Genomic DNA, 14744 nt, shown 5'->3' with positions numbered 1-14744 from the left:
GAAGGTGAACGCTTAATTAACATATTAGCCAAGTACATCAATAAATGCTTTAACAACATCTGGATCAAAGAGAGAACCGGACGCACTAAAAAGTTCTTCTTTTGCTTTAGCTTTTGTTTTAGCCCAAAATTCAGTAGAAGGATTAACTGTTGTATCATAGTAATCTGCTACAGCAATAATTCGAGCTCCTAACGGAATATTGGCACCACGTAAATGTTTGGGATAACCAGAACCATCCCATTTTTCATGATGATAACGAATATAAGGTAAAATTTGTTGGCAGCAAGGATAGTTTTCAATCATATTGGCACCACTTGCAGCATGTTGTTTATACTTAGACATTTCTTGCTTATTAAGATATGGAGATTTTTGGATTAATGCATTAGGAACCATTAATAGACCCACGTCATGAAGTAAAGCTGCGTGACGAATCTGTTCAATTTCATTTAATGGTAAACCCATTTTAGCTGCGATGCTAACAGCATAGTTTGAAACCTGAATAGAATGTGTATAGAGATGATAGCTTTTCATTTGTATCATCTGTAAAAGTTGTGCGCTTATGGCTTCTAAACTGTCTTTCTCCAGTTCATACAAACCTGATGGTTGCATCAATGATAACATAAACATAATAAACCCCTCTAACTAACAAACTGAACATATGGTACAACCCCTCGTACTTATGTTCATATCGTACAACTTTAGGCCGTTCTAATTTAACAGTATACAAATTATACACCATAAATAATTTTTTGTGTATGATACGTATGTTCTTACAAATATGTTGTATTCATATTTGGCATACAAAAACTAATTGACAATTTAAGAATCCACTAGATATGGTACTTAAAAAATGTGATTTTAGAAATATTAAAATATTATGAAGAATATTTTAGGTTTTCTATTCCAATTTTCTATACATCAACAAATAGGGGTTGCAAAATTTATTCTCATTGTTCTAAGAATTATGCGACAGTATGTTTGGTAAAAAAATATGTTTGGCTACTTAACTATATAATCAAAATTTTTTAAAATAATAGTAAAACTAGACATGAATACTGTTATTCTTTATAATACGTCTATACGGGTCTGTGGTTGAAAGTCGAGGCTAGTCGCAGGCAAAACGATCCACATAAGCAGCCCAAAGGGTTGTGAGCATGGTGCGGCTTAGGTGTAAGTCCTGCCGATAAAATCGAGAGAGGTAGTAGTGGGGAGTCTTGGACTTATGAGCGAACCTTCCAGCAGGCGAGTGTGGGGGCAAAGACCAGGTCAGCCGTATAGGGGCACATGAGGCTTTTCTCATGTGCTTTTTTTATACAGTTGTATATTATAAAATCTATAGAAAACCACTAACTATGGGAAAGTTTTTATACATAACCGTAATATTTATACAAATAATGTATAAAATTAAAATATAAATATAGCGATTTTGCGATTGTATCTAAAATTATATACAAAATTATTGACATAATTATACTTAATCTATATACTATTATAAAGTAGTAGTAAGTTAAATAATGAGGTTGATAATATGTTAAATAGCAAAGTAAAAAAAATAATTCTTGGCGGTTGTATGTTAGTGATGGCTACTTCTTTAGTTGGTGGATGTGGTTCCTCTAATCAACCTACATCTAATAAACTTGTCGTTGGCACTAATGCTACATTTGTTCCATTTGAGTTTAAAGATGAAAAAACTCAAGATTATACAGGTTTTGATATTGAATTGATTCGTGCGATTGGTAAACGTATTAATAAAGATGTAGAGCTAAAAAATGTAGCTTTTGATGCTTTGATTCCAGCTTTGAACACACATGATATTGATGTTGCTGCATCTGGTATGACTATTACAAAAGCGAGAAGTGAAAAAGTATTATTTTCTTCTCCTTATTATGAAAATGCCTTAGCAGTAGTATATAAAGATGGAACGGCTGTGAATTCTCTTGATGACTTAAAGGGTAAAAAAATTGCAGCCCAATTAGGTACTACTGGTGCAGATTTAGCTCATAAAATTGAAGGTACTACTGTAAAAGAATTTGACCATAGTAATGAAGCTTTGTTAGAATTACAAAATGGTGGAGTAGATGCAACTGTAATCGATTTACCTGTAGCTCAATATTACAGTACTAAGCATCCTGACCAACATATTAAATTTATGGCATATCCAAATACTAAAGAATACTTGGGCTTAGCAATTAATAAGGATAACAAAGCATTGCAAGAAGAAATCAATAAAGCAATTGCTGATATGAAGGCTGATGGTGAATTTAATACATTATATAAAAAATGGTTTAATGTAGATGCACCTGCTGATATGCCAGTAGTTTTAGAATTTAAATAATAGGAGAGATTATGAGTTTTAATTGGGGGTTAATTGCGGATAATTTACCGCTCTTGCTACAAGGTGCTCTAGTGACTGTAGAAATTACAGCCATGTCTGTAGGTTGTGGCTTTTTTATCGGTCTTTTAGTATCTTTAGCAAATTTATCTAAATTTAGATTAGTTAGATTGCTTGCAAAATGTTATGTAGATATCATTCGTGGTACACCATTACTGGTGCAAATTTTCCTAATTTATTTTGCCTTGCCTATGATTACAGGTCAACGGATTGATCCATATATTGCGGCTGTTACCGCATGTAGTATTAACTCTGGTGCTTATGTATCTGAAATTTTCCGTGCTGGTATTCAATCTATTGATAAAGGTCAAATGGAGGCCGGTCGTTCTCTTGGTTTAACTTGGGGACAAACCATGCGTTACATCATTATGCCTCAAGCTTTTAAAGCAATTATTCCTCCGTTAGGGAACGAATTTATTGCCATGTTGAAAGATTCCTCTTTAGTTTCTGTTATCGGTTTCGAGGAGTTGACACGTCGTGGTCAATTAATCATTGCTAAAACCTATGCATCCTTTGAAATCTGGGGTACGGTTGCTGTGATTTACCTTATTATGACAGTGACTATCTCACAATTAGTTGGATATCTTGAAAGGAAATATAGCATTAAATGATTAAATTAGAAAATGTACATAAATCTTTTGGTAAAAATGAAGTACTAAAAGGTATTAATTTACATATTGAACAAGGTCAAGTTGTTGTAATCATCGGTCCTTCTGGTTCTGGTAAAAGTACGGTACTGCGCACTATGAACTACTTGGAGGAACCTACATCTGGTAAGGTTATCGTAGATGGCATGGATCTTTCTGATAAGAAAAAGTTAAATGACGTTCGTGCTGAAGTAGGAATGGTTTTCCAAAACTTTAATTTGTTCCCACATATGACGGTTATGGAAAACCTTACCTTAGCACAAACTAAGGTTCGTAAAACATCTATGGAAGAGGCTAAGAAGATAGGTCAAGCTTTACTTGATCGAGTAGGTTTGGCGGATAAAGCCAACGCATACCCTGATTCTTTGTCAGGCGGTCAAAAGCAGCGTGTTGCTATTGCTCGCGCTTTAGCTATGAAACCAAAAGTAATGCTTTTTGATGAACCTACTTCAGCTCTTGATCCTGAAATGGTTAGTGAAGTGCTAGATGTTATGAAGTCTTTAGCTGAGGAAGGTATGACGATGGTCATCGTTACTCATGAAATGGGCTTTGCGAAAAAGGTAGCGGATAGAGTGTTATTTGTTGATGGTGGCTTGATTTTAGAAGATAATACACCTGAACGCGTATTTGATGCACCTACCAATGAAAGAACAAAATCATTCTTAGATAAAATTTTGTTAGATTAAATAATATAATTATAGGAAGCAAATTCTAGAATTAGAAATTGCTTCCTGTTTTTTTACATTAAATTTAACCTATCTATTTATATTATATATGTATAGCTTAATATCTATTAATATATTTGATAACCTTTAGAGTGAATTTATTAATTATAAAGAGTTTGTATAAAGATTTACAGGGTAGATTAATCTGAAAAACACGATTATTGCTATAAATATTTGTGATATAACAATAATTTATACAGTCATTTTTAAAAACAATAATTTTTAATTCACATATTTTTATGATTATAAAAATATACAATTAATTTATAGGGCTTATATAATTATTTATGACATGTATAGATATAGGGATTTTTGAGATTTACAGCAAATGATATTCTTATTTCTAGTGTTTGTATATTCATTAAAAATGTAAATATTGTTGTTTGATATTTTATACATGCTGTGTTATGATACACATATAGAGCAAGACAGTAAGACAATATATATATTTTTAGGAGGATGTTACCATGTTAGGTAAAGTAAAATGGTTCAGCGCAGAAAAAGGTTATGGTTTTATTGAACGTGAAGACGGTAGCGATGTATTTGTACACTACTCTGCAATCCAAGACGAAGGTTTCAAATCTTTGACTGAAGGTCAAAATGTAGAATTTGAGATTGTTGATGGAAACCGTGGACCTCAAGCCGCTAACGTTGTTAAAGCGTAACTACATACCAAAAAAATTATAAAAACAATATATAATTGGACCCCGATAGTATATACTATCGGGGTTTTTTGATTTTCTATATACATTTTATACATAATTCTACAAAAAATATAAAATTTTTAGATAAAAAAGAAGGAGTTTTACAGTTAGATGTAGAAATACTAAATATAACACGAGAGATAAGGTTATATAATACCACACACTCGCATCTCGTGGATGATTTTTAGAAAGGGTGTTGACTTATGAAAGTAGCAATTAGAGGAAAAAACATTGAAGTGACAGATGCCTTAAGAGCATATATCGAAAAAAGATTGAGTAAATTGACTCGTTACTTCGATGATGAGTTAGATGCACAAGCGGTTTTATCCGTTGTAAAAGATAAATCTACAATTGAACTTACATGTTTTGTTGATAAAATCGTTCTTCGTGGTGTGGAAACTAACGATGATATGTACGCAGCTATTGATTTAGTAGTAGATAAAATTGTTCGTCAAATCCATAAATATAAAACTCGTTTAGCTAAACGTTTCAAAAAACAAGAAGCTTTCCATCCTGAAGCTTTGGCAGCTCCTGTGGAAGAAGAAACTATTGAAGTTGTAAAACGCAAACACTTTGTTGTGCGCCCTATGGATGTTGAGGAAGCGATTTTACAAATGAATCTTATTGGTCACGATTTCTTTATGTTCTTTAATGCTGAAACTGAAGCGATGAACGTTGTTTATCGTAGACATGATGGTTTCTATGGTTTGATCGAGCCAGAACTTCAATAATATATAATGTCGGCTGAACTTAATCCTAACTCCTTTCTACTTTAAATCAGCCGATTATTATATTAAGGTGGATGACTTAAAATAGTCATCCACCTTTTTTGCAAAAATAATACTATAAATAATCTTGAAATGCCTTGAATTCTTTGACTATTCAAGGCTTTTTCGTTATAATAAGTTAGATAAAATAATGTAAGATGTCCCGTAGAGGAGTGATTTGTTTGTTAAGCTTTTTACAAAGGCTATTAGGCAATAATAACGCAAAAGAAATTAAAAAAATGCGTGCTATTGCAGATCATATTAATGAAATTGAACCTAATTATATTAAATTAAGTGATGCTAACTTAGTGGCAAAAACTGATGAGTTTAAACGTCGTTTGCAAAAAGGGGAAACGTTAGACGACCTATTGCCAGAAGCATTTGCTGTAGTTCGTGAAGCATCTAAACGCGTTTTAGGCATGCGTCATTTCGATGTACAGTTAATGGGGGGCATTTGCCTGCATAATGGTAATATCGCGGAGATGCGTACTGGTGAAGGTAAAACATTAGTAGCTACATTGCCCGTATATTTGAATGCATTGACCGGTAAGGGTGTACACGTTGTAACAGTAAATGATTATTTGGCGACTCGTGATAGCGAGCAAATGGGACGTTTATATAATTTCTTAGGACTTTCCACGGGCCTTATTGTGGCTAATCTTGACTTTAATCAACGTAAAGAAGCCTATGCGTGTGATATTACATATGGTACAAATAATGAGTTTGGTTTTGACTATTTACGCGATAACATGGTAACCGATGTTGTTCAAATGGTACAACGACCATTGAATTATGCCATTGTGGATGAAGTAGACTCCATTCTTATTGATGAAGCAAGAACACCATTAATTATCTCAGGCCCTGGTCAACGTTCCACTGATAATTATTATAAATTGGCTAAAATTGTTCCTCACCTTATAAAAGATGAAGACTATGTTATCGATGAAAAACAAAAAACTATTGCCCCTACAGATTCTGGCATCGCAAAGGTTGAAAAAATGCTTGGTGTTGAAAACCTATATGATGCAGAAAATATCGAGTTGAATCATTTGCTTGGTGCTTCTTTGCGTGCCTATGCTATGATGCATCGTGATACAGACTATGTAGTTAAAGATGGTGAAGTTGTTATCGTCGATGAATTTACGGGCCGTTTGATGTTTGGACGCCGTTACTCTGATGGTTTACATCAGGCTATTGAGGCTAAAGAAGGTTTGAAAGTTGAACGCGAAAGCCAAACCTTAGCATCTGTTACATTCCAGAACTATTTCCGTATGTATGATAAATTATCAGGTATGACAGGTACTGCTAAAACAGAGGAAAAAGAATTTATCGATATTTATGGATTAGAGGTTATACCAATTCCACCAAATAAGCCTTTAATCCGGATGGATTTGCCTGATCAAATTTTCAAAACTAAAGCTGCTAAATATCGTGCTGTAGTACGAAATGCAGTAGAACGGCACCAAATAGGGCAACCTATTCTGATTGGTACTACATCTATTACACAGTCTGAAGAACTTTCAGACATGTTGTTGCGTGCAGGTGTACCTCATAAAGTATTGAATGCTAAACATCATGAACAAGAAGCAGAAATCGTTGCAGCTGCTGGCCAAATGGGAATGGTAACAATCGCTACTAATATGGCTGGTCGCGGTACAGATATTACTCTTGGAGAAGGTGTGCCAGAACTAGGTGGTTTAGCAATTTTGGGGACAGAACGCCATGAAAGCCGACGTATCGATAATCAATTACGCGGCCGTGCTGGTCGTCAAGGAGATCCTGGTTCTTCTCAATTCTTTTTATCATTAGAAGATGACTTAATGCGTATCTTTGGTGCTGACAATATTACAGGTATCATGGATAAACTTGGTATGGAAGAGGATGAACCTATCGAGCATTCTTTGATTACTAAATCTATTGAACGTGCTCAAAAGAAAGTAGAGGATCATAACTATAACATTCGTAAATATGTACTCGAGTATGATGATGTTATGAATCAACAACGTGAAGTATTATACGAACAACGACGTCGTATTTTACGTAACGAATCCTTGCGTGAAACAATTAATGAAATGATTGACAAGCTTGTTACCGAATCTGTAGATGCTTATGCTGATGAAAAGCTCTATCCAGAAGAATGGGATTATGAAGGTCTCTATAAACATTTAAGTCAATATTTCTTAACAGAAGAGATTATGTCTTCTCAAGATATGGAAGAATATAGTCGTCAAGACTTATTAGAACGCTTATTAGAAATTGCTCATGAAGAGTATCAAGATCGCGTTGATATGCTTGGAGAGGCTATGTTTAGTCAACTTGAAAAGGCGATTATGTTGCGCGTTGTTGATAATAAATGGATGGAACATTTGGATAATATGGATATGTTACGAGAAGGTATTGGCCTCCGTGCATATGGTCAAAAGAATCCGTTGGTAGAATATAAGTTTGAAGCTTTCGATATGTTCCAAAACATGATTGCAGCTATTCAAGATGAGACAATCATGGCATTATATAAAATTCGTGCACAATTGATTCAAGAAATCGAAGAACCAGTTGATCACTTAGAAGGTGCACAATCCCATCATGAAGATGTGTTGGAGCCACAAAACATAGATTAAGATTTGTGAATGGCACGTTGCTCAAAGGGATTTCCACTGGGCAACGGCCATTTTTCTATTTTGTTAAGGTAATAGTTTATTGATGTAATAGGCTAATTAACTAAAGGTGGTGAACATAAATTGTTAGAAGATTTAAAACCGATTATTTCTAATCTAGAAGAACGTATTTATGGGATGAGGGATTCACTTTAACATCGCTCAGAAGGAAGACCGAATATTTACACTTGATGTACAGATGAGTGATCCTACATTTTGGGATAATCCAGATAAAGCTCGTGAGATTTCTCAAGAGGCCACACAACTAAAAAATGCTGTAGAAAGCTATAAGCAACTTGTTAGTGATATTGAAGATGCTAATATGATGCTTGAAATGGCTATAGATGAAGATGACCTCTCCATGGAGAGTGAAATCAAGGAATATGTTAAGCAAATAGAAGAAACCTTGGAAAAGCAAGAAGTACTTTTATTGTTAAGTGGTGAATATGATGCAAATAATGCTATTTTAACATTTCATGCTGGTGCTGGTGGGACGGAGGCACAAGATTGGTGTTCTATGTTAATTCGCATGTACTTGCGCTGGGCTGAAAAATCTGGCTTCTCCATCGAGTTAATGGATGAACAACCTGGTGATGAAGCAGGGATAAAATCTGCTACATTCCTTGTTAAAGGTGAAAATGCCTTTGGTTACTTGAAGTCTGAGAAAGGTGTGCATCGTCTCGTTCGTATTTCACCATTTGATGCCGCGGCTCGACGTCATACATCATTTGCTGCTGTCGATGTAATGCCTGAAATCGATGATACTGTAGAAATTAATATCGATATGAAAGACGTTCAAGTTGATACATATCGTGCTAGTGGCGCTGGTGGTCAGCATATTAATAAAACCGATTCTGCTGTTCGTATGACCCATAAGCCAACAGGTATTGTAGTACAATGCCAAACACAACGTTCTCAAATGCAGAATAGAGAACAAGCTTTACGTTTGTTACGGGCGAAACTATTTGAGTTAGAGCTCGAAAAGCAAGCTGAACTTAAAGAACAGATTGGAGGTACCTACCAAGCAATTGAGTGGGGGAGTCAAATTCGTTCCTATGTATTCCATCCATATAATCTTGTTAAGGATCATCGTACTAGTGTAGAAACTGGTAATGTTCAAGCTGTTATGGATGGCAACTTAGACCCATTTATCGAAGGTTTCTTAAAAAAAGAGGCTAACTTAAGAATTTAGGAGATACTATGAAAAAGTTTTTACTATTCCTATTAGTGCTAATTATTGCTCTTGTAGTGGCATCCCAATTTTTATTACCATCTTTTATTGGCTCTCGTATTGAAAGTCAATTAAATGAAACATTGAAACCAACGGCTCAAACAGTAAATGTTGAGGCTCAACCTGCTTTCAAAATTTTATATGGTGAGGTGGATCGTGTTTATGGCACTTTGGAGAATATTAAACTGGGTAAATTGAATTTTGCTAGCTTCCGATATGATGCTAAACAAATTCTTGTTAATCCAATTTCTTTATTAGCTAGTCAACAAATTGATATCGTTAGTGTTGGGACTGCTAGTATTGATGGGACTATTAATAAAGCTGATTTAGCGACTTTCTTAAGTAATGAAGCAGGTAGTGATATTCAAGACGTACAAGTTGACATTAGTAAAGATAATATCAGCCTAACCGGTAAAATGAATGTAGGCATGGTGTTTAAAGGAGATGTTAAATTAGATGGGAATTTAGAATTAAAGGGCAATACATTATTGTTTTCACCTAAAAAGTTCACCATAAATGGTGCTACAATTCCTGGTATGACATCTAATGTGTTAGAAAGTACTCAAATTTATGACTTCAACAATTTTCCAATTCCTGTAAAAGCGGAAAGTTTGACTGTTGATAATGGTGAAATTCTCATTAAAGTTAAACCTGTACTCAACTAGAAAGGATTTGTCGTGAATCATCGGAACACACAAAAAAGTAAGTACACATGGATTCTTATACTTTGTATTATTATAGGTCTTTTATCTTCCTTATACTTAGTATTTGAACGCCATCAGATTGAGAAATCTCAAAATCATATTGAAAATATTGTAGACTATGATGCAGTTTTACGAGCCAGCGCCTTTGAAAAGCGTAGTCAACAAGAAGCTTTTGATGCATTACGTAATGCTGGTGTGACTGCTTTTGCTATTTATGATCGCACGTTAGAAAAAGCAAAAGATGCGGGCCAAGTTAAAGTATTAAGCTCTGAAGAGATGGACTCTGTTCGTGTTAATGGCGCTGCGATTAAACCTGGGGCGACTTATGTGGCATTAATTTCAGGTAAAGAAGGTTATTATAAAGAAATTCGAGAGGATTTATACCACCGTATTGGCAAGGACAAGGTGAAAGAGCTTAATACAAGTATTGGTCCTGTTCTTGAATTGTATGGTGCAACAGCAGATAGCTATGCAAAGATGAATCTTGGTATTTCAAAGTTGCAAGCACAAGAGGTTGCAGATCGTGGTTTCAATGTTATCGTTCGTCCAACAAACTATAGAAACGTAACATCTGAAGATATTCAATATGTATTTAAACGACTTGAAGGCATTCCTCATGTAACAGGGATGATTTTTGCTGGTAAAGAAGCTCTAGGTGCACCTAATTTAACGGATGAAACATTAGCATTACTAAATAAAAACCATATTCCACTAGTTGGTATCGAAGCTGTAAATCAGTTGCAGTATGAGCCACAACAAGGTTTCTTGGAAATGGCGGCCAAAAATAATTATAGTGTAGGTCGTGTGTATACTATCGCTAAAGAGGAGTTAAAGAAAATTACCCCTGAAGAAGCGGCACAACGCTTTTACATTAGTGATATAGAACGAAATATTCGTTTTAACTTGTTTCCGATGTATGAAACAGGTATAAATAATGAAACTGTTTTACAGACTACAATCAACTATATTAATATAGCTACAGAGAAATTGGCTGTAAAAGGTTATGAATTTGGTCCAGCGGATATTTATCCTGCTTATACACCAAATCCATTATTAGTAGTTATTACAATGATCGGGGCTATCGCACTTTTTGTATATGTTCTACAAATGATGTTACCAATGTCTAAGCATACGCAACTTGTGGCCTTTTTTGGCATTTCTTTGGCATCCATTGTTGTATTTATTCTTACAAGTGGTACCTTAATTACTCAAATATGGGCTCTATCTAGTGCTATTATGGCTCCTGTAGGTGCTATGATACGCTTGATGGAAGAGTGGCGCCGTTATGATGGTGCACGTCCATTAGGTACCATTAAGTCTACTATTCTTGCCTTATTATACCTTGTAATTGCTGCATTATTTGCTGCTATTGGCGGTATGTATATCGCATCTTTATTGGGCAATACGAAATTCTTTATGGAGTTTGCTCTCTTTAGAGGTGTTAAGTTGACCTTTGTTCTGCCAATTATTTTAGTTATTATTGCGTACCTTCAACGATTCCCATTGTGGAACGGCCGCATGATTAATTCCAAAGAAGAAGCGAAAACATTTGTAGTGGAATTCTTAACTATGGATGTTAAATTATATGTATTCTTTATAATAGCAGCACTTGGTGGCGCAGTATGGGTATTTGTTGGCCGTAGTGGACACACTGCAGGTGTTCCTGTACCAGGCTTTGAACTTATGCTACGTCGTTTTCTTGAAAATGCAATGTATGCGAGACCGCGTGAAAAAGAGTTCATTATTGGTCATCCTGCTTTAATGCTAGCTACCTTTGCGTTCATGCGTAAGTGGCCTACAGTAATTCATTTCTTATTAACTCTAGCTGGTGTTATTGGCATTGCTTCAATGGTTGAAACCTTCTGTCATCTTAGAACGCCAGTGTTCATGTCCATCATGCGTGGTTATGATGGTTTGTTAATTGGCGCCCTTTTTGGAGTGCTTCTTATCATCGCAGTACGGTTTATGATGTACGTAACACAATGGTTCCAAGCTAGGGAGGTTGACCATGAGTAATATTGTTATCTCTGGTTATTATGGCTTTGGTAATGCTGGTGATGAGGCCATGCTTTGTGCTATTATCGATGCTATTCGTAAAGAAGAGGCTGATGCACATATTACTGTAATTTCTGGTAATCCTAAAGAGACTAGTAAAAAGCATAATATTAATGCTGTAGGTACATTCTCTGCATTGGGTATCTTAAAAGCAATTGCTCATTCGGATCTTGTTATTAGTGGTGGTGGTAGTTTATTACAAGATGCTACTAGTATTCGCAATACTTACTATTACTTAAGTATTATGGCGCTAGCAAAGTTGCTTGGGAAAAAAGTAATGCTATACTCTCAAGGTATTGGTCCTTTAAATCGTTCATCAACACGTCGTGCCGTTGGATTTGTATTGCGTTTTGTAGATACTATTACAGTTAGAGATTCTATTTCAAAGGATGAACTAGTTTCTTTGGGAATTGAAGATGTAGAAGTTACTGCAGATGCGGTATTGGCCATGCAACCAGCAGATCTTTCAATTGGCTCTCATATTCTGAAAGGGTATATATCTAAAATATCTGAAGCAGATGAACAACGTAAACGAATTGGTGTGGCGGTTCGTAGTTGGAAAGAGGATACAGAGTATAGAGAATCCTTAGCTAATGTATTGAGCAGATTACAAGAACAAGATAATGTGGAAATTATCTTTATTCCTATGTCACATCCTGAGGATACAAAAGAGGCTAAGATCATTGCCAGCTATATGCCGAATGGCGCTATTGTGCTAGAAGGTCCGTTCTCTACAGAGCAACAAGTGTCATTATCTGGAAATGTGGACCTCATGATTGGTATACGTCTTCACGCTTTAGTTTTTAGTTCTTTAATGGGAAAACCAGTTATTGGTATTTCCTATGATCCTAAAATTACAAGCTTTTTACATATGATTGGTCAAGAGCCTATTGGCACAATGACTCATTTGCGTGAAGAAGCCTTATATCAATGGTGTCATAAATTGTTGAATTCTCGTGAGGAGTATCAAGCATCTTATGACCGCATTGAATCATTGCGTGTAGATTCCCAACGCAATGCAGAAATTGCTATTTCATTACTTAAAGATTATTAATATATTGGATTTTATCCAGAAAGTGAGGTCTCTATGGCTACATTAACACAAGATGTTAAACAATTAGTTCAAGAGAAGGCAAAAGCTATTCGCGTTGGTATTGTACAGTCTGTAACGGCAGCGAAATCCGGTCACCCAGGTGGTTCATTATCCATCGCCGATGTGATGGCCTTGTTGTACTATGTTGAGATGAATGTAGATCCAGCAAATCCAAAAGCTCCTAATAGAGATCGTTTTGTCCTTTCTAAAGGTCATGCAGCGCCTGCACTATACGCTACATTGGCTGAAAAAGGTTATTTCCCTAAAGAAGAACTCTTGAACTTACGTAAAATTAATCATATGTTACAAGGCCATCCTGATATGAAACACACACCAGGTGTAGATATGTCTACAGGTTCTTTAGGACAAGGCATTTCTGCAGCTTGTGGTATGGCATTGGCAGGCAAAATTGATAATGCAGATTACCGTGTATACTCTATTCTTGGTGATGGTGAGCTTGAAGAAGGTCAAGTGTGGGAAGCTGCAATGTTTGCTGGCTTTTATAAACTGAATAATTTGACAGCTTTTGTCGATTTTAACGGTCTTCAAATTGATGGTGATATTACTAAAGTTCTTTCTCCATTACCAATTCCAGAAAAGTTCAAAGCTTTCAATTGGAATGTTATTGAAGTTAATGGTCATGACCTTGATGAGCTTCATAATGCTATTGAAACTGCGAAAGCTTTCACAGAAGGCCCAACATGTATTATCATGCATACTGTAAAGGGTAAAGGCGTTGAAGAGATGGAAGGTCAAGCAGGCTGGCATGGTAAAGCACCAAGTGAAGAGCAAGGTGTAGCCTTTGTTAATGAAATTATGGGGGTGCAATAATGGGTAAAGCAACACGTGAAGCATATGGTAATGCGCTAGCTCGCATTGGTAAAGAGAATACTAATATTATCGTACTAGATGCGGATTTATCCAAATCTACTAGAACAGACACATTTAAAGCTGTGTGCCCAGAACGTTTCTTTAACGTAGGTATTGCAGAGCAAAACTTGATTTCTGTTGGTGCTGGACTTGCAGCGGCAGGTAAGATACCATTTGTATCATCTTTCTCCATATTTGCTACAGGACGTGCATTTGAACAAATTCGCAATGCTGTATGCTATCCTAAATTAAACGTGAAAGTATGTGCTACACATGCGGGCATTACTGTTGGTGAGGATGGTGCAACGCACCAAAGTTTAGAGGATATTTCCTGTATGCGTACATTGCCAAATATGACTGTAGTGGTACCTGCTGATGAGCGTGAAACAGAGGCTGTTATCGAATGGGCTGCATCTTATAACGGCCCAGTATACGTTCGTTTGGGGCGTGCTGGTGTAGATGATGTAACAACAGAAGGCTACTCATTTGTGCCAGGTAAATCTACTATTTTGGTAGATGGTTTTGATGCTACAATTATTGCTTGTGGTGCATTAGTTGGACCTGCTGTAGAGGCATCTAAAACTTTATCTGAATCTAATATATCTGCACGTGTTATTAATATGGCATCTATTAAACCTATTGATGCTGAAGCAATTATAAAAGCCGCTGCGGAAACTGGTGCTATCGTTACAGCTGAAGAACATAATATTATTGGTGGCCTCGGTTCTGCTGTATCTGAAGTAGTAGTATCTAATAAGCCTGTACCTATGGAATTCGTTGGTGTCCAAGATACATTTGGGGAGAGTGGAACACCAAAAGAACTAATGGCAAAGTATGGCTTAACTGCCAATGATATTGTAGCAGCCGTAAAACGTGTAATCGCTCGTAAATAATCAAAGGGG

At 35.9% G+C, this 14744-nt stretch carries 13 protein-coding genes; 12 read left to right on the top strand and 1 reads right to left on the bottom strand.

The genetic code is table 11. The features are described 5' to 3' along the window. Positions 1–24: 24 nt before the first annotated feature. Positions 25–627 (bottom strand): HD-GYP domain-containing protein, encoded by a 603-nt coding sequence (locus tag ACLRYO_RS02990; RefSeq protein WP_004693025.1) that lies wholly within the window; start codon positions 625–627, stop codon positions 25–27. Between the two features lie 901 nt (positions 628–1528). Here ACLRYO_RS02990 and ACLRYO_RS02985 point away from each other — a divergent pair. The 12 genes from ACLRYO_RS02985 to ACLRYO_RS02930 all read left to right on the top strand — a co-directional run bounded on the left by ACLRYO_RS02985 (position 1529) and on the right by ACLRYO_RS02930 (position 14735). Then, positions 1529–2335, top strand: coding sequence for a basic amino acid ABC transporter substrate-binding protein (locus ACLRYO_RS02985; RefSeq protein WP_278457517.1), 807 nt, complete (start codon positions 1529–1531; stop codon positions 2333–2335). 11 nt (positions 2336–2346) lie between these two features. Beyond that, positions 2347–3003, top strand: a complete 657-nt coding sequence (locus ACLRYO_RS02980; protein WP_004693053.1) for an amino acid ABC transporter permease — start codon at positions 2347–2349, stop codon at positions 3001–3003. After that, positions 3000–3725, top strand: a complete 726-nt coding sequence (locus tag ACLRYO_RS02975) for an amino acid ABC transporter ATP-binding protein (RefSeq protein ID WP_012864269.1) — start codon at positions 3000–3002, stop codon at positions 3723–3725. The genes ACLRYO_RS02980 and ACLRYO_RS02975 overlap by 4 nt, the downstream gene beginning before the upstream one ends. Before the next feature lie 506 nt (positions 3726–4231). After that, on the top strand, positions 4232–4429 hold the full coding sequence (locus ACLRYO_RS02970; RefSeq protein ID WP_004693056.1) for a cold shock domain-containing protein: 198 nt from the start codon (positions 4232–4234) through the stop codon (positions 4427–4429). 242 nt (positions 4430–4671) lie between these two features. Continuing rightward, complete coding sequence (gene hpf, locus ACLRYO_RS02965) at positions 4672–5199, top strand: ribosome hibernation-promoting factor, HPF/YfiA family (protein WP_012864270.1); 528 nt, start codon at positions 4672–4674, stop codon at positions 5197–5199. A 218-nt stretch (positions 5200–5417) separates the two neighbouring features. Beyond that, a complete protein-coding gene (gene secA, locus ACLRYO_RS02960; RefSeq protein ID WP_004693148.1) occupies positions 5418–7853 on the top strand; it encodes a preprotein translocase subunit SecA in 2436 nt (811 codons plus the stop codon). A gap of 120 nt (positions 7854–7973) precedes the next feature. Next, a protein-coding gene (gene prfB, locus ACLRYO_RS02955) for a peptide chain release factor 2 (protein WP_413084660.1) occupies positions 7974–9081 on the top strand; the annotation gives its coding sequence in 2 pieces (ribosomal slippage) (positions 7974–8030 and positions 8032–9081; 1107 coding nt in all). Between the two features lie 8 nt (positions 9082–9089). Beyond that, a complete protein-coding gene (locus ACLRYO_RS02950; protein ID WP_012864273.1) occupies positions 9090–9785 on the top strand; it encodes an LmeA family phospholipid-binding protein in 696 nt (231 codons plus the stop codon). A 12-nt stretch (positions 9786–9797) separates the two neighbouring features. Beyond that, positions 9798–11840, top strand: coding sequence for a DUF5693 family protein (locus ACLRYO_RS02945; protein WP_413084659.1), 2043 nt, complete (start codon positions 9798–9800; stop codon positions 11838–11840). Next, positions 11833–12933, top strand: coding sequence for a polysaccharide pyruvyl transferase CsaB (csaB, locus tag ACLRYO_RS02940; RefSeq protein ID WP_004693157.1), 1101 nt, complete (start codon positions 11833–11835; stop codon positions 12931–12933). The genes ACLRYO_RS02945 and csaB overlap by 8 nt, the downstream gene beginning before the upstream one ends. Positions 12934–12966: 33 nt before the next feature. Continuing rightward, the gene (locus tag ACLRYO_RS02935) at positions 12967–13803 is read left to right on the top strand and encodes a transketolase (protein WP_012864276.1); all 837 of its coding nucleotides are present in this window, start codon (positions 12967–12969) and stop codon (positions 13801–13803) included. Continuing rightward, positions 13803–14735 carry a transketolase family protein gene (locus ACLRYO_RS02930; protein WP_278618065.1) on the top strand — a complete coding sequence of 311 codons (933 nt, stop codon included), beginning with the start codon at positions 13803–13805 and terminating at the stop codon, positions 14733–14735. Before ACLRYO_RS02935 ends, ACLRYO_RS02930 begins: the two co-directional genes overlap by 1 nt. Positions 14736–14744: the final 9 nt, after the last annotated feature.

Origin of the sequence: Veillonella parvula (genome assembly GCF_047241225.1) — a bacterium.
Taxonomy (GTDB): domain Bacteria; phylum Bacillota; class Negativicutes; order Veillonellales; family Veillonellaceae; genus Veillonella; species Veillonella parvula_O.
The sequence above is the reverse complement of the archived record's forward strand: the minus strand, read 5'-3'. Positions and strand labels throughout refer to the sequence as shown.